The 22,824-nt window shown below is 57.5% G+C and carries 22 protein-coding genes and 3 pseudogenes; 11 read left to right on the top strand and 14 right to left on the bottom strand.

The window, feature by feature from the left end; all coding sequences use genetic code 11:
* Positions 1-166: 166 nt before the first annotated feature.
* From ACP7BS_RS25225 to ACP7BS_RS25205, 5 genes are all read left to right on the top strand, one after another.
* Positions 167-3,682 carry a chemotaxis protein CheB gene (locus ACP7BS_RS25225; RefSeq protein ID WP_426240292.1) on the top strand — a complete coding sequence of 1,172 codons (3,516 nt, stop codon included), beginning with the start codon at positions 167-169 and terminating at the stop codon, positions 3,680-3,682.
* Complete coding sequence (locus tag ACP7BS_RS25220; RefSeq protein WP_426233653.1) at positions 3,679-4,062, top strand: response regulator; 384 nt, start codon at positions 3,679-3,681, stop codon at positions 4,060-4,062. The genes ACP7BS_RS25225 and ACP7BS_RS25220 overlap by 4 nt, the downstream gene beginning before the upstream one ends.
* Positions 4,063-4,091: 29 nt before the next feature.
* Positions 4,092-5,075, top strand: a complete 984-nt coding sequence (locus ACP7BS_RS25215; RefSeq protein ID WP_426240291.1) for a chemotaxis protein CheB — start codon at positions 4,092-4,094, stop codon at positions 5,073-5,075.
* A gap of 29 nt (positions 5,076-5,104) precedes the next feature.
* Positions 5,105-5,470 carry a response regulator gene (locus ACP7BS_RS25210; RefSeq protein WP_426240290.1) on the top strand — a complete coding sequence of 122 codons (366 nt, stop codon included), beginning with the start codon at positions 5,105-5,107 and terminating at the stop codon, positions 5,468-5,470.
* A gap of 586 nt (positions 5,471-6,056) precedes the next feature.
* Entirely contained in the window at positions 6,057-6,461 is a 405-nt protein-coding gene (locus tag ACP7BS_RS25205) for a response regulator (RefSeq protein ID WP_426240289.1), read from the top strand.
* Here ACP7BS_RS25205 and ACP7BS_RS25200 read toward each other — a convergent pair.
* The gene (locus ACP7BS_RS25200) at positions 6,438-6,671 is read right to left on the bottom strand and encodes a DUF6894 family protein (protein ID WP_426240288.1); all 234 of its coding nucleotides are present in this window, start codon (positions 6,669-6,671) and stop codon (positions 6,438-6,440) included. The two genes, ACP7BS_RS25205 and ACP7BS_RS25200, sit on opposite strands and share 24 nt — an antisense overlap.
* Before the next feature lie 82 nt (positions 6,672-6,753).
* Positions 6,754-6,987, bottom strand: a complete 234-nt coding sequence (locus tag ACP7BS_RS25195) for a DUF6894 family protein (RefSeq protein WP_426240287.1) — start codon at positions 6,985-6,987, stop codon at positions 6,754-6,756.
* Between the two features lie 259 nt (positions 6,988-7,246).
* Between ACP7BS_RS25195 and ACP7BS_RS25190 the strand changes: the two genes are divergently transcribed.
* Entirely contained in the window at positions 7,247-7,618 is a 372-nt protein-coding gene (locus ACP7BS_RS25190) for a hypothetical protein (protein WP_426240286.1), read from the top strand.
* On the opposite strand, the gene ACP7BS_RS25185 is transcribed toward ACP7BS_RS25190, so the two are convergent.
* Positions 7,608-8,675 carry an ornithine cyclodeaminase gene (locus ACP7BS_RS25185; protein ID WP_426240284.1) on the bottom strand — a complete coding sequence of 356 codons (1,068 nt, stop codon included), beginning with the start codon at positions 8,673-8,675 and terminating at the stop codon, positions 7,608-7,610. The two genes, ACP7BS_RS25190 and ACP7BS_RS25185, sit on opposite strands and share 11 nt — an antisense overlap.
* 42 nt (positions 8,676-8,717) lie before the next feature.
* Positions 8,718-9,554 (bottom strand): transporter substrate-binding domain-containing protein, encoded by an 837-nt coding sequence (locus ACP7BS_RS25180; RefSeq protein WP_426240283.1) that lies wholly within the window; start codon positions 9,552-9,554, stop codon positions 8,718-8,720.
* A 16-nt stretch (positions 9,555-9,570) separates the two neighbouring features.
* Between ACP7BS_RS25180 and ACP7BS_RS25175 the strand changes: the two are divergent.
* The 3 genes and pseudogenes from ACP7BS_RS25175 to ACP7BS_RS25165 form a co-directional block, all read left to right on the top strand.
* A pseudogene (locus ACP7BS_RS25175) lies at positions 9,571-9,966 on the top strand (ABC transporter permease); the annotation flags it as partial.
* Positions 9,963-10,715 (top strand): ATP-binding cassette domain-containing protein, encoded by a 753-nt coding sequence (locus ACP7BS_RS25170; RefSeq protein ID WP_426233585.1) that lies wholly within the window; start codon positions 9,963-9,965, stop codon positions 10,713-10,715. The pseudogene ACP7BS_RS25175 and the gene ACP7BS_RS25170, both read left to right, overlap by 4 nt.
* A 73-nt stretch (positions 10,716-10,788) precedes the next feature.
* Entirely contained in the window at positions 10,789-11,703 is a 915-nt protein-coding gene (locus tag ACP7BS_RS25165; protein WP_426240282.1) for a sugar ABC transporter substrate-binding protein, read from the top strand.
* A 166-nt stretch (positions 11,704-11,869) separates the two neighbouring features.
* On the opposite strand, the pseudogene ACP7BS_RS25160 reads toward ACP7BS_RS25165, so the two are convergent.
* From ACP7BS_RS25160 to ACP7BS_RS25125, 8 genes and pseudogenes are all read right to left on the bottom strand, one after another.
* A pseudogene (locus ACP7BS_RS25160) lies at positions 11,870-12,376 on the bottom strand (sugar phosphate isomerase/epimerase family protein); the annotation flags it as partial.
* Between the two features lie 103 nt (positions 12,377-12,479).
* A pseudogene (locus ACP7BS_RS25155) lies at positions 12,480-12,604 on the bottom strand (LysR family transcriptional regulator); the annotation flags it as partial.
* Between the two features lie 256 nt (positions 12,605-12,860).
* Positions 12,861-13,346 (bottom strand): hypothetical protein, encoded by a 486-nt coding sequence (locus ACP7BS_RS25150; protein WP_426240281.1) that lies wholly within the window; start codon positions 13,344-13,346, stop codon positions 12,861-12,863.
* Between the two features lie 21 nt (positions 13,347-13,367).
* Positions 13,368-14,348: a HupE/UreJ family protein gene (locus ACP7BS_RS25145; protein ID WP_426240280.1), complete on the bottom strand. Its 981-nt coding sequence runs from the start codon at positions 14,346-14,348 to the stop codon at positions 13,368-13,370.
* On the bottom strand, positions 14,345-15,232 hold the full coding sequence (locus ACP7BS_RS25140; RefSeq protein ID WP_426240278.1) for a peptidyl-prolyl cis-trans isomerase: 888 nt from the start codon (positions 15,230-15,232) through the stop codon (positions 14,345-14,347). Before ACP7BS_RS25140 ends, ACP7BS_RS25145 begins: the two co-directional genes overlap by 4 nt.
* Before the next feature lie 50 nt (positions 15,233-15,282).
* The gene (locus tag ACP7BS_RS25135; RefSeq protein WP_426233576.1) at positions 15,283-17,253 is read right to left on the bottom strand and encodes a DUF3604 domain-containing protein; all 1,971 of its coding nucleotides are present in this window, start codon (positions 17,251-17,253) and stop codon (positions 15,283-15,285) included.
* A 119-nt stretch (positions 17,254-17,372) separates the two neighbouring features.
* Complete coding sequence (locus ACP7BS_RS25130; protein WP_426240277.1) at positions 17,373-17,765, bottom strand: hypothetical protein; 393 nt, start codon at positions 17,763-17,765, stop codon at positions 17,373-17,375.
* A 30-nt stretch (positions 17,766-17,795) separates the two neighbouring features.
* The gene (locus ACP7BS_RS25125) at positions 17,796-18,179 is read right to left on the bottom strand and encodes a hypothetical protein (RefSeq protein WP_426240276.1); all 384 of its coding nucleotides are present in this window, start codon (positions 18,177-18,179) and stop codon (positions 17,796-17,798) included.
* Positions 18,180-18,522: 343 nt separating this feature from the next.
* Here ACP7BS_RS25125 and ACP7BS_RS25120 point away from each other — a divergent pair, with 343 nt between their 5' ends.
* Positions 18,523-19,842, top strand: coding sequence for an alpha/beta hydrolase (locus tag ACP7BS_RS25120; protein WP_426240275.1), 1,320 nt, complete (start codon positions 18,523-18,525; stop codon positions 19,840-19,842).
* 279 nt (positions 19,843-20,121) lie between these two features.
* On the opposite strand, the gene ACP7BS_RS25115 is transcribed toward ACP7BS_RS25120, so the two are convergent.
* On the bottom strand, positions 20,122-20,340 hold the full coding sequence (locus tag ACP7BS_RS25115) for a helix-turn-helix domain-containing protein (protein ID WP_426233607.1): 219 nt from the start codon (positions 20,338-20,340) through the stop codon (positions 20,122-20,124).
* 196 nt (positions 20,341-20,536) lie between these two features.
* Between ACP7BS_RS25115 and ACP7BS_RS25110 the strand changes: the two genes are divergently transcribed.
* Positions 20,537-21,451, top strand: coding sequence for a LysR family transcriptional regulator (locus ACP7BS_RS25110; RefSeq protein WP_426240274.1), 915 nt, complete (start codon positions 20,537-20,539; stop codon positions 21,449-21,451).
* A gap of 263 nt (positions 21,452-21,714) precedes the next feature.
* Here the strand turns inward: ACP7BS_RS25110 and ACP7BS_RS25105 are convergent.
* A partial coding sequence (locus ACP7BS_RS25105; RefSeq protein ID WP_426240273.1) for a BID domain-containing protein occupies positions 21,715-22,824 on the bottom strand: 1,110 nt, incomplete at its 5' end.

The following is a 22,824-nucleotide window of genomic DNA, read 5'->3' as shown; positions in this document are numbered from 1 at the left end:
GGATTCCAACCATAGTATCGTGCTCTCGAGATGCAACCGGTGCCACTCCTCCACGCCTCAGAGCTTTTGTCTTCTGCAACTGTTGATGTTTCGTCTGGGTTCGCGCAGTCATGTGGTAGGATCTTCGGCGACGGGAACATAGAACGGGGACGGACGGTTAATGCGCATGAGGGAAGAACATAACGATTCTAAGCACTGCGGCCTGATTGTCGGCATCGGCGCTTCCGCAGGTGGCCTTGAAGCGTTCAAGGCGTTTTTCGAAAATTTGCCGCCTGATAGCGGAATGGCATTTGTGCTCGTGCAGCACCTTTCACCGAATCATAAAAGCATGCTGACCGAAATCCTCGCGCGAGAATCGCCGATCCCCGTCGTTGAAGCTCTCGACGGCATGCGCGTCGAACCCAACTGCGTCCATGTGATCCCGCCCGACGCTACCTTGACCATAAAGGACGGGCACCTCGTCGTCGTCCAACCAGCGCCTCCGCGGGAAGACCGCAGACCAATTGATACCTTCTTCGTCTCGCTGGCGAAAGACCAAAGCGACAACGCCGTGTCAATCGTGCTGTCGGGCGTCGGCAGCGACGGATCGGTCGGGCTTGTGGCCGTGAAGGAGAATGGTGGGCTGACGATTGCGCAGGCGGAATTTGACCACCATGCCATGGCAGGCATGCCGCAAAGCGCTGCGGCTACTGGTTTGGTTGATTACGTGCTGCAAGTCGAGGACATGCCCGCAAAGCTGATCGAGTATCGTGATCACCTGGCGCTAGTGGCTGACCGCAAGGATGGCGACGGCACGCGCAAGGACGCCGCCGAACACTTGGGGACAGTCATTGCCATTCTCCGCTCGAAGACAGGGCACGATTTCTCGAAGTACAAGAGCAAGACCGTTACGCGCCGTATCCAGCGTCGCATGCAGGTTCTGCAGGCCGACACTGTGCCTTCTTACGTCAAGCATCTGCGCGACGATCCCGCCGAGCCGGAAATGCTATTCCGAGATCTGCTCATCGGCGTGACAGAATTCTTCCGTGATACCGACGCCTTCCAGGGGTTGTCGGCGGCAATTGACGGGATCCTCGAACGCAGCGACCGCCCGCAATCACTGAGGGTCTGGGTGGCGGCCTGTTCGACCGGCGAAGAGGCCTACAGCCTTGCGATTACAATCCGCGAGATACTTGAGGCGCGCAACGCGAACCTCGAGGTCCAGATATTCGCAACTGACATCGACGACCGTGCGATCGAGTTCGCCAGGGCAGGCCGTTATCAGCGTGTGACAGGCATTTCTCCGGAACGCCTTCAGCGATGGTTTTTTGAGGAAGACGGGGCCTTCTGCCCGAACCGGCAGATACGCGGGATGTGTGTGTTCTCGGTCCACAACGTGACGAAAGACCCGCCGTTTTCGAGGCTTGACCTCATCTCGTGCCGCAACCTGATGATCTATATGGACAATGATCTGCAAGACCGCATCTTGCGGACATTCCACTACGCGCTCAACCCCGACGGCCTGCTGTTCCTCGGTCTTTCGGAAGGCGTAAGCCGCCATTCAAATCTCTTCGCGGTCCGGGATAAGGCGGCCCACATCTTCCAGCGGTCGGATGGGGATGCGGCATTCCCGGCCCTTCCGATGCCACCGCAAACGCCTGCCGCCAATCGTGCGGCCGGTGAGCTTAGCCGGGGAGGGGGTGACCGCGTCGATCGGGCGGTGCGCACCGCCTTGGCGAAGCACTCGCCCTCCTTTATTGTCGTGGATCGTCAGAGCAACATCGTGCGTTATTCGGGCGGCGAGATTGGCCGCTATCTCGAACCTTCTGCCGGTGCGGCAAGCCTGAGCATCCATTCCAATCTAAGGAAGACGCTGCGGATCACCGTTCGCACGGCGCTGCAGTCGGTCTTAAAAACAGGAGAGGCCGTTGTCGCCGATAACGTCTCAGTCTTTCTTGAGGGCCAACAGCGCGCTCTGAGCGTCATCGTCGAGCCGGTGCAGGATACGGGCGGTGAAGGGCTGTATGTTGTCGCGTTTCAGGAAATGCGTAGCGTGGCGACGGAGCCGCTGATGTCGGCGGATGGAAGTCCCCGGAGTCCAGAGGCTGTGGCCGCGGAGCAAGAACTTCGTACCACTCGTGCGCAGTTGCAGGCAACGATCGGCGATCTTGAGACCGCAAACGAGGAGATGAAATCCTCGGCGGAAGAGTACCAGTCGGTCAACGAGGAACTGCAGTCGACAAATGAGGAGTTGCAGACCTCGAAAGAAGAAATGCAGTCGATCAACGAGGAGCTGCAGACCGTCAATGCCGAGCTTATGGCAAAGAACGACCTTCTTTCGAACCTCAACAGCGATCTGCAGAATCTGCTCGACAGCACCCAGATTGCGACGATCTTTCTTGAAGAAAACCTCCGTATCAGGAACTTTACGCCTGGCATGGCGGACATTTTTAGCCTTCGCGACAGTGACAGAGGCCGGCCGCTGACCGACATCGTCAGCCTGCTCGCCTATGACGATCTCCGGCGAGACGTGGCCAAGGTTTTGCGCGACCTCACGGTTACGGAACGCGAGCTTCAACTGCACGACCGTGGCGCGACGTTCGTGATGCGCATCCGGCCGTACCGCAGCATCGAGAGAGTCATCGACGGTGTCGTCATCACATTCGTCGACGTGACCGCGCGACGAGAAGCTGAGCGGGCGAAAGATGTCAGCGAGCGACGCTTTACTGCCATCGTCAATCAAGCAGCGGTGGGCGTTGCCGAAACGGACCTCGAGGGGCACTTCCTGCTTACCAATAAGGCGTTTGAGACGATGGCCGGTCGGTCGGCTCAAGATCTGCGGCAACTCCGCCGCCACGACATAATCAATGCCGAGGACATCGAAGCAGCCAGTGCGTGTTTTGAGCAGGCGACCCGCGACAGAAACCCGATAGCGCTTGAGTACCGCCTGCAGCGTTCCGACGGAACGTCGGTGTGGGTGCACGATACCATATCCGTGCTGGGGGATAGCGACGGGGCCGCCACCAGCATCATCTCGGTGACCCTGGAGATTGAAGACCGTAAACGTGCCGAAGAACATGCAGCGTTGCTTCTGGGTGAACTCGACCACCGCGTAAAGAACATTCTGGCAATCGTGTCCTCGATCGTCGGCCAGACCTTGCAGGCGAGTTCATCGCCGGAAGCGTTCGCGGAGACGATTACCGGCCGCATCACGGCAATCACGCGTGCTCATAGTCTCTTGACCAGTCACCAGGGAGGCGGAAGCGGCACGTTGCGCGAGCTCGTAGAGACCGAACTTAAACCTTATGGGGATTGGGAGCTGCAGATCGAAGGCCCTGACGTCGCGCTGACTCCAAAGGCCGGATTGTCGCTGGCGATGGCCCTTCATGAGCTAGCCAGCAATGCAGCAAAGTATGGCTCGTTGTCCGTACCCAAAGGTCAGCTTTCGGTGTCCTGGGCAGTGACGGACGGTTCCGATCGCCGGCTGCGGTTGCACTGGGCGGAAACCCATGGACCGGTTGTCACTGGGCCGCCCTCGCGACGCGGGTTCGGCACAACCGTGATCGATCGCTCCCTGAGTTATGAATTCGACGGCGAGGTAACACGCACCTTCGAAGAGAGCGGCGTCGTTTGCATCATCGAACTTCCGTTCACCGCCGAAGTTGGAGAACTTCGTCCCGTGGCCTTAGGAGGACGCCGATGATTAGCCAGGACAGAGCAGAAGGCCGCCAGGTGCTGGTCGTCGAAGATGAAATGACCATCGTGCTGGTAATAGAAGACGCCCTGCTGGGCATGGGTGCACAGGTGGTCGGACCTGCATCTCGCCTTGACACGGCCATTCGGTTGGCGAGGGAGGCGCCGATCGATGCAGCGATCCTCGACGTCAACATCCGGGGCGGCAACTCGTACGAAGTTGCAGACATCCTCGCTAGCCGCGATATCCCGTTTCTCCTCTGCAGTGGCTACAGTGACTGGGCGATTGAAGAACGGCATCGCGATCGGCCGCGTCTGACGAAGCCCTACAGTTCGAACGAACTCAAAGCGCAGTTGCTGCAGTTATTGAATTCGTCGGCCACCGGCTAGAGCATTGAACCGCACGAGGTGAACGGGCCATGGGAAAAATCATTGCAATCGGCGGGTCAGCAGGATCGATCCAGGTGATCCGGCAGATATGCAAGGAGTTGCCGCAGAACCTGCAGGCGTCGGTCTTGATCGCAGTCCATGTCGGAGCGGGCAATCGGGACCTGCTCGCCGCGATACTGGACAGTGGAGGCACACTTCCGGCATCCACTGCGGTCGACGGTGAGCCCATAGACGAAGGGCATATCTACGTGGCGCCCGCAGACCACCATCTTGTGATGGACGGGGGGGTTCTTCGCCTGGGCCGCGGACCGCGCGAGAACATGGCGCGGCCCGCGATCGATCCGCTGTTCCGATCCGCAGGGATTAGCGCCGGACCCGAAGCCATTGGAGTTCTGCTTTCCGGCATGCTCAACGACGGGGCTTCCGGGTTGGCGGACCTGAAACGTTGTGGCGGATTAACCGTTGTTCAAAACCCCCGCGACGCCGTAGAGAGCGAGATGCCACAAACGGCGTTGCTGGCGAGTGACGTTGACTACCGTGCTCCCGCCAAGGATCTGGCTGCGCTTTTGATCCGCCTCGTGCTGGAAGGCGCGGGCCCGAAAGTTGCGGCACCGTCCAGCGTTGCGCTTGAGGTGGCGATCGCCATGGGGCGGCCGTCTAACTCTCCAACGATCGCAGAAATCGCCGATCCCGTCTCTTTGAGTTGTCCCGGATGCGGGGGGACATTATCGCAGATCAGGCGCACGCCGCTGCGATTCCGCTGTCAGGTGGGGCACGGATATACCGCCGAGGCACTCGCCCACGAACAGGAAGGTTCAGTTGACGAGGCAGTGCGCATCGCTCTTAGGGTGATGGGCGAGCGCATCGTTCTGATGGAAAAGATGATACGAGAGGCGTTGCAAGCCGGCAGAACCGCCGCCGCTGCGACGTTCGAGGAACGTGCTCAGGAGTATAAGCGTTCCGCCGACGTCCTTATGGATGCCGCACTCAAGAGCTTGTCGGCAGGCAGCTAGTGACAACCTGCTGCGGAGGAAGAACGAACATGGGCGAAGAAAATTTATACCCAGGGAAGCGCATTCTTGTTGTGGAAGACGACTATTTCATCGCTCAGCAGCTGGTAGACCGGCTCGAACGAACCGGTGCGATAATCGTCGGCCCGGCCCCTAACTTAGACCGGGCTTTGGCATTCGCCTCCGGTGATACACACATCGACGCCGCCATACTTGACATCAATCTGAACGGTGACATGGCGTTTCCCGTGGCGGACCTACTCTTCTCCCGAGGCGTTCCGTTCGTCTTCGCGACGGGCTATGACGATAAGGATATTCCAGCCCGATACGAATCTGTGCCGCGTCTTTCAAAGCCAGTCGAACACCGAGATCTGCAGGATGCATTGTTCCGGCGTTAAGGCGATCCGCTAATCGCTATGCGTGCCAACATGGTGGGATGTGCGGGATGGCCGGCAAGCTTACCGAGTTTCACGTAGGCGAACCCCGTCCATTCCTCCCGGTTGACCCATAAAAGCCCGACAACGTGTTCGGCCTGTTCTTCTTGCGAACGTCTCAGCCGCCGCGCTGACCCGTATTGGCTAAATGTTCGATTCCGTACAATCCCAACTAACGACTGGATTTGCAACCTTTTAGAACTAGACTGATTTCTGATTGCAGCATCGCCGTCTCGATTAGTGGCGAGCGGAGGTAGGATTATGGAAGAGATTGTCAGAAAAAGAAGCGCAAGCGAGGGTTCTGAGCCCGAGGCAATTTTTGGAATCGAAGCGGTTAGCCGAGGCAGTCATCACCGCGAAGCGTACTGCGGATCGTCGCAAATCTGAGGCACTAAGGGCACTACGCTTATCGCGTGAAGGAGTGCCAACCACTCCGTGTCAATGATCGAAGATTGGTCGACATTGCAAAAAGCACCTCACTGCTCACTCGTTGACTGCCTATGATCCTGCCCCGGAACGCGGTTGCATCTGTAATGATCGGAAATGATCCATGGCTACACATTCAATTCTCATCTTGGAAAACGAGGCTCTGATAGCCCTCGACTTGGAAGCCACCATTAAGGATGCAGGTTTCCATGACGTCACGGTAGTCACTTCCTGTGCAGACTGCTTCGAATATCTTGAACGCCGCACCCCTTCCTTGGCCCTCCTTGACCTTTATCTAAACGATGGAGACTGTACTGAAGTCGCACACGTTTTGGCGTTCCGCAATGTGCCCTTCATCGTATGTACCGGCAGTGCGCGGTCTGAAGCTGGAGAGGTGTTCAAGGGACGCCCATGGCTCGCCAAGCCTTGGACACCGGACGATGCGCTGGATGCAATCAATAAGGCTTTGGTTGTGAATGCCAGCGGATCAACTCCGCCCGTCACATCAGCTGTGCAGCACGTCTTTTAGACTAATGCTGAAAAGCGCGTACCCATCCTCGTCGCACACTTCGAAGATTTGCCCGTCTAGGGAGACGCGCATCGACGATCTCTGAGATAGCATATACCGCGCAGCGTCCTTGGCTTGTAACCGAGCCGACTCTTGATCGAGCGAATGGACACCTACCGTGCCTTCCGCCAGGTGATTTCCGCATCTGAGATTGTAGTAAAATATAGGCATGTGACGCTCCTCCGTTGCCAGCGAACTGTGCGAGGATTGGATTGTTCCATGGGGTGCCAAGCCTGATCGAAAGTAGCTGGTCTCAGCTGTGCAATAGATCCCGGAATGCCAGTCTAAAGAACATAAAGCCTTCTTCGTCTGTAACTTCGAAAGTTTGGTCACCGGCTTGTAGGCCGAAGGAAATCTGTTCAGCTAGGATTTCTCGGGCAGCAATAATTGCCTCACTTCGTGCACTGTCCACATCGGGCAGTTCGACGCCATCAGTGTCTTCTTGGAAAGTGTCGCCGTCGCGTAAATGAAAATAAAACCTTGGCATGCGCCGCTCCCCGCTGTTTAACGCGAAACGCGGGCAACTGAGCGTTGTTCCGACAGCCCCCATATGGCGCTGCGAACACGATTAATTGTGGAACGCTGTATCACACTCTGCGATACATTTCTATTGCCTAATATACTTTAGAGGGGATTATAGCGCAATGTGCTGCAAGGCCTTTCCAAAGTAGCATCGGGCTAAGCTTCGCAGCACCAATTCCATCGGCCCCTCACCGGAGGTTAATCGGCGCAAAGAGCCGCACCTTTTGTCGACGGCGTTCACAGCGGCCTCGATTAGAAAGTTTCCAGGAAAAGGGGCCGCGGGCTGGGAACATCGTCTGCATCATTCCGATGCCGAGTGCGCTGATAGCGGCTCGACGGTTCAGAATATCATTGGTAAAATCCGTCCTCCTGCCAGGCTTGGTGCCGAGCTTTTGGTAGCCATTGCTTTGGCTGCCGTCGCGGTTATGCCGCAGTTCCGGGTGGCCGACTTAACAAAGTTCCATAAGTTATCTTATCCATTCGTTATGTTATTACATACCTTTTCGTATCCCTATTGCGCGAGCGACCTCACCTGCCTTCTGCCAGATAACTGCGAGCTCATCTCACCGTCCTTCGACTATGAAATCACTCCCTAGACGAGGCAGACATTTGTTGCAGCTGCGCTTCACGCCGCAACAACATTCCGAAAAGATCCTTGGGTTCGTCAGGGTCAGCTATAAGGTCCAGTTGAGCGCGACGGTTTGCAGACCCTAACCGATCCCGCACATACCGGAGCGCCGAGAAATCCTCAATCGCAAAGCCGACGCTGTCGAACAGCGTGATCTGCTTTTCCTCTATCCGACCGGCCTCCTGGGCGGTGATGACCCGCCAAAGTTCAGTTACCGGATGGTCTGGGAGAAGTTGTTGTATTTCGCCTTCAATTCGGGTCTGCGGCGGGAATTCTACGAAAATATCCGAACGCAGCAGGATATCACGGTGGACTTCCGTCTTTCCAGGGCAATCCCCTCCTACAGCGTTAATATGCACACCGGGGCCAATCATGTTGTCGCTTAAAATCGTTGCGTTTTTCTTGTCTGCGGTCGCGGTCGTGATTATGTCGGCTCCCTCAACCGCCTGCTCCGCCGATGCGCATGTGGTAATTTTGAACCCGAACCTTTGGAGGTTACGATTACAGCGGGCCGTTGCGTCTGGATCAATGTCATACAGACGAAGGTTGTCAACGCCCAGCAGCGCCTTGAAAGCTATAGCCTGGAATTCGCATTGCGCACCATTGCCAATCATGGCCATTGTACGAGCCCCCTTGCGAGCCAGGTATCTCGCTGCCAGTGCGGACGTGGCCGCGGTGCGCAAAGCCGTCAGAATTGTCATCTCAGACAAAAGCACCGAATATCCACTATCGACAACAGACAAACTCCCGAAGGCGGTGACCGTCTGAAGACCTGCTTTGATGTTATTTGGGTGCCCATTCACATATTTGAAGGCGTAAAGCGAGCCATCGCTCGTTGGCATGAGCTCTATCACACCGTTTCTCGAGTGCGATGCAACACGAGAAATCTTATCGAAACTATCCCAGCGGCGAAAATCTTGCTCGATGTACTGGGATAGTTGGCACAAGAGGTGCTCAATGCCCGTGCTAACCACCAAATCCATCATGTTCTCTACACTGACGAACGTCACAGTATTGAGTGTCATCTCTCGTAGCCTTTTTTAGAACTGCAATTCGCGCTGTCGATTTTATTCCGACACCAAATCAGCACCAAACCACTTAACGCTGATTTTTTTCAGCGTTCCGTCACTCGAGATTTCGCTTATTGCATCATTCAGTTTGCTAACAAGATCCTTGTTTTCCTTCCGCAAGCCGATGCCTACGCCAGGACCGAATAGACCGCCCGAAATCCGGGGCCCGTACAGCGCTGTTGCAGCGCCGTCTTTCGATTGTAGAAACTCTCTCCAGACTGAATAGTCTGCCAGCCCGCCATCAATACGACCGGATACCAGATCAAGATTCAAATTGTCCTGCTTGTCGTAAGTTCGCACATCGACCGTATCGCCAAAGTATTCTCGAACGAATGCCTCGGCGTTTGTACTCGCCTGCACCCCAATCACTTTCCCCGCCAAATTTTGCTTCAAATCTTCCAGGGAGGTTCGGTCTGCCTCTGTATCCGACGTCAGGTTGATCTTGACACTGCTTCTCATGGTCGGAAGGTTAAGGGACTTGGCGACTACGAAGAAGTTTGACGTTAGGGCGTAAGGATTTGAGAACGAAATGACCTGCTTTCTCTTTTCAGTGATCGACATGCCGGCCATGATCGCATCATATTTTCCCACCGTCAGGGCCGGAATAATTCCGTCCCATGCCTGCGTTACGAACTCGCATCTGAGTTTCGCGCGTTCACAGAGCGCCATGCCGACATCAATGTCGAAGCCGACTGGACTACCGGCCGTGTTAACTGAGTTCCAAGGGGGAAATGCGCCCTCAGTCGCAATTTTGATACTACGATCTTCCGTATTCGCCTGGCTGGAAATCGAAACAGCCGATATAAGAATGAGCAGCGTTTTCACAGTATTCATTTAATTTTCTCCCCAGCCCGACGCCGCCCGTCGCATGGGAATTCCGGTCAATCAGGTCATCGTCTCCACCTACCTGATCTCCGGTCTCTGCTGCGGGGTTGGCGCGATCCTTCTATCCGGACGCACCGAGGCGGGTTCGCCGCTGTATGGCAACCTGCTCGAACTTGACACCATCGCAGCCGTGATTATCGGCGGTGCCAGTTTTCTCGGTGGTCGCGGCCATCTCGGACATGCGCTGGTAGGCGCGGTGATGATCGGCGTCATCCGTAATGCCCTCAACCTGCTCAACGTCAACCTCTATTTCCAGCTCATCGCCATCGGCGTGATCATTGTGCTGGCGGTCGAGTCGGACGTGCTGCGCAATCACCTCGAATCCCGCATGCGGGTCAAACAGGCGGGAGCTCTGGGATGAGCAAACCCGTTCTGGAAGTGCGTAGCGCGCACAAGCGTTTCGGTGCAGTCCATGCTCTCAAGGGCGTCGGCTTCGTGGCCTGTCGGGGTGAGGTTCTTGCCCTGCTGGGAGACAATGGTGCAGGCAAATCCACGCTGATCAAATGCGTCAGCGGTGTGCATGGGCTCGACGAAGGCGATATCCTGATCGACGGTGAAAAAGTCGCCATCCGCACTCCCGCAGCCGCGCGCGGTGCGGGGATCGAAACGGTCTATCAGGATCTGGCGCTTTTTGACAATCTGACGCCGGCCGAGAATTTTTACTGCGGGCGGGAGCTGTCGTTCCCGCGCTGGCTGCCACGCGGCGCCCGGTTCCTGGCCACCCGGCAGATGGACCGGGAGGCTGCGGCCGTCATCGACAGGCTCAAGGTCAAGTTGCCCAAATTCGACGCCCAGGTGGCTCTGATGTCGGGCGGGCAACGGCAGGCCATCGCCGTTGCACGCGCGGCTGTGTTCGCCCGCAAGGTCGTCATTCTCGATGAGCCCACGGCTGCCCTCGGCCTGCGCGAAAGCCGCAAGGTTCTCAATCTCATCGCCCACCTGAGAGACGAGGGGAACGCGGTGATCCTGATCACCCACAATATGGAGCATGTCGTTGAACTGGCCGACCGCGCCGTGGTGCTGCGGCAGGGGCACAAGGTCGGCGAAATCGAAAAGCCCAACCGGTCCAACCAGCAGGATCTGGTGGCGATGATCGTCGGGGCTGAATGAGGAGGTTCGCCTGCCGGGCCTCCGGTGGCGGAGCGGTTGCCTGAAAGAGGCATTCATCAACGGGAGGACTACCATGAAACTCGTACGTCTATTGGGATGGCTGGCGCTGGGAAGCGCCATCGCCTTTCCGGCAATCGCGGCAGATGTGAAACTGGGCTTCATCACCAAGTTTCCAGTGCCGTTCTTCGCCACGATGGAGAATGCAGCCAAGGCCTATGCCAAGGCCAATCCGGGTGTGGAAATCATCTATGGTCAGGGCGCTTCGGCCACCGACATCGAAGGGCAGATTGCCCTGATCGAATCGATGATCACCCAGGGGGTCCAAGGCATCGCTATCACCCCCGTGGACCCGACGGTCACGTCAGCACTCGACAAGGCCATCGCCAGCGGCGTGAAAGTGGTGCTCATGGATAACTCCATTCCCGGCTGGGAGAATGCCGCGGCACTGGCGACCACAGACAACTATAATGCCGGTAAGATTGCCGGAGCCTATCTGAAGTCGGTGCTTTCCGCCGGCGATACGCTCGGCATCCTGGAGGGGGTACCGGGCGTTCCGGCGCTCGATGATCGTGTCAAGGGAATGCTGGAGGGTCTGGACGGTCTTGCCGTGAACGTCGTCGGCCGTAATGGCACCAATTGCACCGAAGAACTCGGCATCTCGGTGGCGGAAGATCTGCTGACGGCCAATCCCGACCTCAAGGCGATCTATGCGGCCTGCGGTCCTCCGGCGGCCGGCGCTGCGCGCGCCATCAAGAATGCCGGCATCGCCTCCGACAAGATCGTCCTGGTGGGCTTCGACTTTTGCTGCGGCGAAGAAGAGGCGCTGACCGCCGGTATCGAGGACGCCACTGTCGCCCAATTCCCCGCCAAGATGGCTGAACTGGGCGTCGACGCGCTCGTCCGCTCCATTGCGGGGGGAAAAGTACCGTCATTAATCGACTCGGGTGCCGCTCTTGTCACTCTCAAAAACATTTCCGAATTCAAGTAGGAATGCCAATTCGAGGGGCCGCTGTCACGGCAGAGGCCCCTCCGTCAGGGTCTGATCCCTCATAACTGGATCGTTTTTGGGCTCCGACTTATGCTTGCTGCTGTTTGAGAGACATTTTTGCTGATGCGATGGAGGATCAGCGAATGTGCGAACGATTTCAGCGCGGTTATGCCGCCGCGTGCCATCCAGCGCGGATGAGGCGGTAGCCTTCGCGATAGACCGCTTCCGGCGTCTCGGAGAAAAGTCGCGCCAGACCTTTGTCGCGGCTGCAAGGTCCCTCAGCGCCCGGCCGAGGCCTCGATCGTCAGCCAGCCGTCGTAGCCGCTCGTGCGCAGCGCCCTGAACGTCTCCGCCCAGGGAATGTTGCCACGCCCCCGTACGCCACGGTCGTTCTCCGAAATGTGGACATCGACGATGCAGTCGCTGTTTCGCGTGAAAGCGCCGATGGGATCGGCCACTTCGATATTGCTGTGGAACGTGTCGCACATGGCGCGGATATCCGGATGCTCGACTGCGTCGATATGGGCCGCAAGCTTCCATCGTATTAAACAGTAACATTCAAAGCGGTTCAGCGCCTCAAGCCCGATCGTGACGCCGCGCTTTGCTGCACATGTTCACCGAACACGTGCCGTGAGGAGACCGATCGCTTGAGTTCCGCCGCGCTCGGCCCGCTCAGCGTCGTGGCGTCTGCCAACGTAGGTAGCGTTTCAATACACCCCACCTAAAATGATGGCCGCCGGTTCGTATCCGTTCAAGGCGAGAATACTTAGCTTCCGCTACCCGAGGCTTCCCGCAAACCGTTCCGGATACCGCTCCCGCTGGAACAGCTCGACGAAGAAGTCTACGAACACCCTTGTTTTCGAGGGGACGCCCTCCAGGCGTAGTGGATCGATATCGGCCCCACGGCTGAGTTCCTGAAGAGACCTGCAAGCCGTGGCGGGGCCATTGTTGATCTGGATCATCCATTTCAGACCTGCGGCTCTCATGATGCGAACCTTTAGCGATCCGGCGAGGCGCAGGAGATCGTACCGCTCCCAAGTGCTGTTTGGTGAGAATCTACGGCGAGTCCGTGGATGCACAGTTCTTCATCGCAATCTTCTGCTTCTAGGCAATATCACCGTGATGGGATCATGGTCAGCAATAGAACGAATGACCCTTTAAAGGTCCTGTTGTTTGATTTCTGACGCCGGGTCCTCCAACGCCTTGGCGAGGCGGTCGAGTTCCTGCGAATAACAGAACAGCCCGAACAGCACCACCAGCACGTACACCGTTCTGATCAAGGTCTGGCCAACGGGCAATAGGGCGTCTATCTCCGGAAGGTGCCTGAAAAAGAGGGCTGAGAACAGTGCGCCTCCAAAAAAGAAGCTTACACGGCTCGCAAACGAGCACAGGTGCGCGGCGAAAACGTTGTGAAACGGCGCGACGACGGCTACCCACTTGAGGCGTGCCCAGTATAATACGTGAAGCACGGCCGCGATGGTCATGATGAGGGCCTGCTGAGAAAGGCTTAGTTCCTGCCGCTCTCCCAGATGCGTCACGATTTGCCGGAACAACGGAAAAACGATTACAAACAGAGCAGCGGCTGCCGCGGTTTGTCCGGCAAGTAGCGTCGCATACGCCCATCCGCTTGACCTCCAGCGCATTCCCTCGTCCTCCTCGCCAGCTTAACTGAACCCCGCCAGACGCTGGACAAACCAGAACGCCGAGACCGTGCCGATGAAATAGGCAAGCCACGGACGCAGTCGCGAAACGTCGAGCGCCAGCGCCGCCCGCAGGCTGGCCATGACTGCGAGGACAACCCCGACGAAGACGAGTTGGCCTGCCTCGACGCCTAAATTGAATGTCAGTAACGCCAGCGGTACATCTTTCTGTGGCAACCCGATGTCGCGGAGCGCACCGCCGAATCCAAAGCCATGGAGCAGCCCGAACAGGAAGCTGACGATCCATGGATATTGGCTGGAAAGATTGACTTGGTTGTCACGCAGGATTTCGGCGGCGACGAACATGATGCTAAGGGCAATTAAAGCCTCGATAGGCGGCTGCGAAGCCGATGCGATGCCAAGCGCGGAAAATGCCAACGTTACCGAATGAGCAGCCGTGAACGCGGTGATCGTCAAAAGCAATGACCGCGTGTTTCGGATAAGAAGGAGAAGGGCGAGAACAAAGAGCAGGTGGTCAAAGCCCGTTATGATGTGTTCAACCCCGAGAACAAAATAGGTTTGGGCCGTTTCGAGAGCCCCCGGCTGGGCGGCTACGATCATCTCGGGGGATTGCGGCGTGACGCGGCTTGTCTGGACACTTCCGTCGAGGTTGACGATCCTGACAAGAGCATCGGTGTATGTAGACGATAGCCCATCTACAAAGATCGATTGTTTTGCCAGTCCACCGTCGCATTCCATGCGCCAGCGTGTGACATAGGCTGTCTCGACAAAACCTCCAACGGGTTCCGAAAGCTGATGGCAAATACTCGGAAAACGGGGGTAGAGGGCCATCTTCAGTTCACCGCGAGCGGGCACCTTCCAGGTGACCGCATATTGCCCGCGAGCCGTTTCATCGATCTGGAGGAACGCGGGCCGCAATTCATGAGCTTGCGCTGTAACCGCCCAAGCAAGGCACGCGAGCGCGAATAGAACGAGCCTGATCATTCGACACCGGAACTGCTGACGAGGGACGATGCTTGCTCGGCAGGCCAGAGGACTTTGACATCGTACTTAGCCCTCATTTCGGCGTATCGTTTGTCTGTGATTTCCCTCCGCCGGTCACTCTCCCAGTCAAGCCGAACCTTGTCCAGCGCCACCGCGAGCGTGGTGCCCCCCGCCGCAACACTCTGGTTAAGGAAAACCAGGTGAGCCCCGTAGGATGACCGGAACGGTCCTGACCACTTTCCTACCGTCCCCGACTGCGCGCCGACGAGGAATTCACGGCCGAACACCGCCTCGACATCCTTTCCGTCGGTCAGGCCCATGCCAGACGGAAGCATCGAAGCGTCTCCCAAAGTCTCCGCATCAATATCGACCGAGCCAGCACTAAGTCTTGCCAGTAACGCTTTTGCCGCTAATTCGCCTTCGTCGCCGGGGCGGGAACTTTTGAAAAATATCTGTTGGAATGCCAGCTTCGTCGGTTGCTCGTATCTTCCTGCGTGTTCATGGAAATACGCTTCGAGCACGCCGTCGGTGGGCGTCATTTCCTCCGCGCTGGGTTCCAGCAGAAACTCCAGCTTCTGCTGCATCCGGCGGCGAAAGATCGTGTCATCTAGATCGAGGCCCATGTCCTGCCCCTCCCGGTAAAAGACCTCTTCCTTGACATAACCATCGACAAGACCCTGGAGCTCCGACCTGGTCGGCGGACGCTGCCATGTGCGCGAGAACGTCTCGAACAATTGAGAGAACTGTCCTTGCCCGACCTCGATTGACCGTTTGTCCTGAGCGACAGGCGACTGGTTGATCAGCGCGTAAGAAGCGAAGATTACGCCACCCGCCAACAAAAAATGTACGAGCGGTTCGCCGACGATCCTGCGGACGACAGTCATTTCGACCTCCTGCACTTTCGGCATTTGACAACAGCTTTAGCCGCCGTTGCTCATGAAGGATTGTACCAAATAGGCGACGTATAGGCCCGCTCGGTCGTCTCCATGCGTACTTCCGGTGCCATCTTCACGCCAAAATACTTGGCGTCGTAGGCAGTCCAACGGGGGGTTGGTATCTCGATGACACGCCCGTAATAAAACGCCTTCTGCGCCGGATCGAACTCGGGGTCCTTCCAGTAACCGATCAGCTCGGATGCGCCGATCGTGTTTGTCCAGGTCGCATTGGCGACATCGACGGTATTGCCGACCGAAGGAAGCTTGCCGTCGGTCCCTGGTTTACGATCATCCGACCAGGCGACGTCATAAACCTTCTCGTGCACTGCTCCCTGAGCATCTATCCACCCCTTGATGATCTGGTAGCGGTCAAGGTTAGCCCCAATGGGGTCCTTGAGTGCGGCAACAAGGAATGTCGGGGTCTTGCCGTCCGTTGCCGGACCGATGTCGCCGCCCATCGGCACACCCTTGGTATATCCAGCGATAGCCGGACTGCGGCCCTTCACGTCAGCTTCTTCGAAGTCGAACCCGCCAAAGAAGCGGACTGCCATGCGTGGCCCTGTTGTGGCATAGGTCTCGCGGCGCTTCATCGCGTCGAAGATCGAGGCACGAGTATTTTCCTGCGCCCAAACAGCGGCATACCCAGAGGCCGTTTGTTCCCAGCCCGTGATGGCGAGGCCGAGCGCCTTGTTTTGCATGAAAGGATGTTCCGCCCGCGTTGGGTTCGGTTCGTTGGCGGTTATCTTGCCCCAAAAATTGTCGTCGTCGGCGGTCGAGAGACCCGTATGCGAGTCCGTGCTGCCGACAAGCCCGAACTTGTATGGGTTAACCCCCAGCGCGGTTTCGAGCTGCAGGCCGGTCTGCAAAGCGGACCGCGTGTACTCGTACTGGAGCATGTCCGGCGTCTTCTTTTCGCTGAGGTCGAGGTTTCCCTTGTCCCAACGCTCAAAACTAGCGAACTCGTCGTTCGGCGAGAGCAGTGGGTGCGTCTCCCCGTCGCCCTTCATCTGGGTCGTTTCATACAGAACTTCCCAACGGGCACGCTGCTCTGCATATTCGCGGTCAATCGGCTTTCCGGTGAAAGACTCGACGATGGGGAACATCGTGCCATTGCTGAGGTTGCCGTTGTGGGCGATCGCGAGCGCCTGGCCACCCGTCTTGTCCTCGTAGTTCGCCAGCCACTTCCACAGATCGCGTGGGTCATTGCTGCCGAGAGGGGGCTGCGTCGTATACGGTTCGATCATCGCGGCTTTGTCGCCGTTGTCCCTGAGGATTACGTTGCGATGAAGATTGTTGCCCTTGGCAAGCGAAGTCCACTCATACCCGATGAGGGCGGTAAAGCGGCGCGGCTCGTCCGCCTCCTCGGCAGCGTCGATGATGCTCTGCCAAGTTGATCTGTATGCAGGCAAACCTGGACCGTAATAGATGTCCTTCGGAAACTTCCCTTGTGAGAACGACATGACGATGTCGTAGGCAGCTTCGGCTCCCTGGCCGTTCTGTATCTTTTCGTACCAGGCCTTGGCTTGCTTGTTCTGGAGGATTTCCGGTTTGCCTGCGAGGAAATCGGAGAAGAACCCGAGGTTGTCGGAGTGGTCGGCGATAACGAGGAAGTCCAGCGGACGCGATAGTTTGACAGGCTGGCCGCTCGAGGCGGTGATCTCCTCTCCCTTGGCGAATCGATAGGCTTCGCGCGGCCCAATCCTTGCGCCTCCGGCTCCGGCGTCGAACGACAGCGCCGTGTGCAGGTGTGTGTCGCCGAACAGCGGTCGCATCGGAAAGTTCCGACCTGCCCATGGGGAGTAGGGACGTTTCTTGGGAAACACGTCTATGCCAGTGGTAGCGTCTATGTCGCCGACGTCGGTGCGGACAGGCTCCTGCGCCAACGCCCGACTGGGGCTAACCAGAACAACCAGGCCTCCGGCGGCTACGATTCCGAGCACTCCACCAAACTGCACCGCTACTTTGCGCATCTGACCCTCCCTGTTGTATTGGTTTATTGCCCTGCCGCCGACGGTTAATGCAATTCAGCACACCCGACCGATTGCGGCAACAGGACCTGCATTCAAAAAAATAGCTGATATTACTGGCTTCACGTTAATCCTTGAACGGCTTTCAATAGGGCAATCACACACCAACCGCCCAATACCGCATGGGTTAGGATAACGGGCCAAAATCCAATGCCGGCAATGCCCGAAGCTATCCAGGCAGCAATGAGAATGCAGATCACCGCGATGTTGTAAAAGAGGATTGCACCTACCACGCCCCGATCGGCCCTGCGTGCTCCACCCGCTTCGGCGCGCCAGCAAGCAATTCCCAATGCAATCAAGGCCGCCCCGGCGATGCGGCAGGCGACCGCGCCGCCTCGGTTCAACGACGCATCACCCAGAAGCAATTGGACCACAATTGCGGGAACAGCCAGCAATAGCACCCCCGTTACCGCTTCGACCACACCCGTCACCGAGAGAAGTCCTCTATAGATCAAATGCCTATCCTCCTCGGTGCGCGCGTTTGTCTACTTAGGGCAGATATCCCAGAAGCCCGTTGTCTTGTTCGCAGACGTGTAATACCAGCCGTAACCCGGCTTCGGAGGTGTTCCAGCCAGTGACACCGCTGCCGCCCCCGCCACAAAACCGACAGCGGCTCCCGCCGCGATCGCACCGCCCGTACGCCAATAGCGATGAGGATTGACGACCACAACACGACGGGCGACCGGGGCACGACGCACCGCGACAGCACCCTTGCGTCCCACTGCGGCGCAACCCCGTGTTCCGCATCCTGCGGCGACACGTCGGGCTTCGGCAGGCGATGCGGGCAGGATAAGCGTCGCCACCATCATGAGAAGGGCAGTAACGGTCACCGCGTTTTTAAGTGTTTCACCGGGTTCATTGTTTTCCATCCTGTCAGAAGGGGTTGGTATGCAGTACGCTCGCCGGCCGCCGTTGTTATGGGGTTCATGCAGCCTCTGGGGATTGTGTTACTGTACGTTACATGGCCAAAAACTTTGGGCTTCGAGAAATTTGATGGAGAATAGCAGTACTAGCGGACCATAAAAGAAGAAAAAATATAATAAATTGGTCGTTGAAGTGAACGTAGCGAACTGCGCATAGCTTTGTCTACGTCTTTGATAGGCGACCCGAGGTGTCGCAACATTTGACTATCTAAAAAAACAGACTCGCGGGTTCGCTTATTCAAAGCTACAACACTTTGAAACATCAGGGCGGGGGCGCAGATGGCCGAGGATGGAATGGGGATTTTCAGTGGACCACAGCAATCGATGCGACAAAATTGGTCAGTCATATCGCGGCCGAAACCTTTTGGCGTGTGTCCTGGTTTCGGCTTTGGCAGGATGCGGGGGCCATCCGAAGAATGTGCTGACGCCCGTTGCTGATACCGCTCCGCAGTCTCACAAGGTCGATATGCTGATCGCGACGACCCGTAGCCAGTCGACGGTCCAAGGCGAGATGTTCACAGGCGAGCGAGCGCGTGCGCCGAACTTTGCTGATATCACAGTCTCGGTTCCTCCGGACAGTGCGCGTAAAGTCGGGGAGGTTGCCTGGCCTAAGAAGTTGCCTCCAAACCCTGCAACCGACTTCGCGACGCTAAAGACCGACATGATCGATATCGACGCCGCCAAGGCGTGGCTCAGCACGTCGGTCAAGAAAACGCCGGATGGTAGCGCCCTGGTGTTCATCCATGGCTTCAACACCAAATTCGAGGACAGCGTTTACCGCTTTGCCCAGATCGTCCGCGATTCTGGCGTCCACAGTGCGCCGATTCTCGTGACGTGGCCGTCGCGTGGCAGCCTGCTCGCATACGGTTACGACCGCGAAAGCACCAACTATACACGCAATGCCCTGGAGAACCTGTTCCAGTATCTTGCCAAGGACCCGGAAGTGAAGGAAGTCTCGATCCTGGCGCATTCGATGGGCAATTGGTTGACGCTCGAAGGGCTCCGGCAAATGGCGATCCGCAACGGTGGGCTTCCGACCAAATTCAAGAACGTCATGCTCGCGGCCCCCGACGTCGACGTCGATGTCTTCCGCTCACAGATTGTTGACATGGGCGACCCGCATCCGCAGTTCACATTGTTTGTATCGCGAGATGACAAGGCGCTCGCCGTCTCACGCCGTGTCTGGGGCGATGTCGCTCGCCTCGGCTCGATCGATCCCGAAACGGAACCCTACAAGCAGGAACTCGCCGACAACAAAATTACCGTCATAGACCTTACGAAGGTGAAGGCGGGCGACAGCCTCAACCACGGGAAATTCGCTGAGTCCCCTGAGATCGTGCGGCTCATCGGTGCGCGCATCTCCGACGGCCAGACGCTCACAGACAATCGCGTCGGTCTCGGAGATACGATTCTGGCAGCGACAACAGGCACCGCCGCAGCGGCCGGGAACGCAGCGGGGCTTATCCTGGCCGCGCCTGTCACCATCGTCGATGCCGACACGCGTGAAAACTTCTCGAGCCAGGTAGAGGCGCTGGGGCCGTTAAGTGTGTCGCGGTCGCGACCTGTTCAGGCATGCCGAACTTCTCAATCGGTGAATTGCAAGAAGTAATGAAAATGGTCACAACCGTCGATTTTCCGGGCTCGCCCGTATGATACTCGCCTCGCTTTTTCTAATGGTGGGGATCCTTGTTTCGTCGAAGTTCCATAAATATGCTTGTGCCGCGGTGGACATTCCGCTGTTCTGAATTTCTCAATGTTTCAATCGCTTAGGGAATCTAAGGCGCGTGTCGATGGTTCGGTTCCCATCAAGACAAGCATATTCAAATGTGCTTAGCAGATTGGCGTCCTGAAAGGATCATATCTTGAACGGCTTTGACAGGACAGTTTCTTAAGAACCGACGCTCCGCAACCTGACACCTGGCCCGCCATATCCTGAATAGTGCCCGTCGATGAAGATAACTCCCGCCCCTTCAAACGCGTGACGAATGTCTGTGATCGTGCGTGTCTTGAGCTCCTCGCCGCGTTCGAGCCGGACCACAGTGTTCGTAGACACGTTTGCTGTTTCAGCAAGTTGCTTGACCGTCCATCCCAGCGCGACACGTGCCATTCTGCATTGAGCTGAAACCAAAATCGCCACCAAATGTCGTTTTCGCCTTTACAGGGCGATTAATGCGCTGTAGGTTCGGTTCAGCCTGCAATTGTGCTGAAACGATTCGTCATGATCATAATCGCTCCCACCCGGGAGTGCGAGCCGCTGCGCGTATCATACTTCCACCCACACTAACTTCTAGGAAGTTGGCATCATGGAACTACGCCAACTCACATACTTCGTTGCGGTCGCTGAGGAGCTGCATTTCGGCAGGGCAGCGGCTCGGGTGCATATTGCCCAGCCGGCGTTGTCCACCCAGATCCAGGCGCTGGAGCGGGAGTTGGGCGTGCAGCTCTTTATCCGTTCCACACGGCGTGTCGAGCTGACGGTAGCAGGTCAGACCTTCTATGACCGGTCCGTGCGGATCTTGAGCGATATCGACATGAGCGCGCAGGCGACGCGCTCGGCTGCCGGCAAGACCGTGCGCAAGATTAAAATCGGCACCATCTATCCGGCCACCATCGGCGTGCTGCCGGCCTTCCTGTCGAAGATCGCTAAAAAATATCCCGACATCCAGCTGCAGATCCAGAGCGGCTCAACCAGCGACATCATCCGTGGTCTGGAATCTGGCCAGATCAACCTCGGCTTCATCCGGCCGGTGGAGAATATTGGTAGCTTGCGGTTCTTCTCGATGGCCAATGACGAATATCTGCTTGCGGTCGCCAAGGACAGCCGGCTTGCCGCAATGGCCGAGATCGGCATCGAGGACCTGCGGGATCAAAAGATCATCTCATTTTCGCGGCAGAACCTTTCGTATACCGAACGCTATTTCGCGGAGATGTTTGCCGAGCATGATCTAGCCCGCAACATCGCGTATAGTTGCGACGACACATTTGCGTTAATTTCGCTGGTATCGGCCGGTCTCGGCATTGGCTTTGCGCCGCAATGGACGAGAGATTTCCCCAACCGTAATTTCGAGCTCCGAAAGGTGAGGGGAGTGGATTTCAGGATTGGGATGGGGGTTGCCTGGAACATGGAGGATCCGACGTCCTCGCGCGACGATATCATCGACATTGCCCGCTCGCTGGTAAGGCCGCAGAGACGCCTCGCAGCGGAACTTTCATATTGATACGTTGATGTAAAGCGCCGGGTAACCTTCGACGATCACCGACGCTTCAGGCGGGGGGACGATGATGTCCGCGGGCTCCGAACCTAGCCGCTCCACTTAGGTTTTCTCTTGGCTCCCTGCCGGACCTTTTGACCGCCGGCGCCGGGATTGTACAGCAGGTTGCCAGCCATCGTCCGACCCATACATATGTGATCTGAGAAACGGTAGATACAGGCAGTGGCTATTCAGCGCGTGGCTTTGCGTTCAATGAATGAGCCAGTTTGTCATCTGCTCAATCCCAACCCTTTCGAGCGTGACAGCTCCTGTTTGAGGGTATGGTCTCGAGAGAGTTCGGCCATCCGGGCGCGCTCGACGATGCGCGCAACATTGATGATTTTGTCGGCCTGTTTCATCAGCTCGGCATTGCGGCTGAGCTCTGGTGCAAAGTTGCGTGGATCGGAATGTCCGAACCGCTGGCGCAAGGCATCATTGACGATCTTTGCCTCATCCAGTGCCTGCTTGCCATCCGCTGTTGATCGCAGGTGATCGATCCAGCGATTGCGCTGCGTGAACGCGACAGTATCGATCTGGGAAAGAAGCTGGGCGCTTTTGCGTGTCAGACCCGGCACCTCGACCGTATCGCGCTTTTCTCTGACCCACGTCTCGGCGCTGCGTTCTTCCTCCAGGCGCCGATGCCATGTGCCTGCCGATGCCGCGACATGTGCAGCCACCGATTGCGCAAACCGGTGCGCCTGCTTGCGGTCTTTGTTGTCACCGAACAGTCCGGTCTTGCCGCGCAGATCTCCAAACTGCTGGGGTCGCTCGACAAGCGCTTTGCCGAGTGCCCTGCCGTCGCCGTTCTGTTCGATGATCGCGATGCGCAGCCGGTCTGTGACCCCGCCAGGATTGGTAAAAACGAGCTCGGCAACGGACTGTACCGACTGCCAATGCCTGTCGAACGCCGGCATGGCGTTGGCGCGGGAAACGTCCTCGATGCTGCAAGCATAATCCCTGACAGCAGGCACGAGCGGTGCGGGCTTCTCGAGGGCCGACCGCTGACCATCTCGGCCATCTTCGCCGGCGCGATCAGAGCCAATCAGGGCACCAGCACCGCCGTGCTCGCCCCATACCTCGCCCTGAATGTCGCCTGCTGGATCCCCAGCAGCGAGACGATAATCCTGCCTTTGGTTTACGTTACGCCCGAGAGCGATCTCACTCGCGACGGCAACCCGGGCGGCAATACCGCGCCGGGCGGCAAAGTCGCTGGTGTAGTCAAGCGTCGTTTCTTTCGTGCCGTCCCGGCTAAGGCGTTGGCCAAGACGTTGAACGGCAAGCTCGTCACCCATTCTGACCAGCCATGAATGACGCTCGGCTGTTTGACCACCCGGCAGCCG

Source organism: Pararhizobium sp. DWP1-1-3 (genome assembly GCF_049896125.1).
Taxonomy (GTDB): domain Bacteria; phylum Pseudomonadota; class Alphaproteobacteria; order Rhizobiales; family Rhizobiaceae; genus Pararhizobium.
Note: the sequence above shows the minus strand (reverse complement) of the source record. Positions and strands in the feature narration are given on the sequence as shown.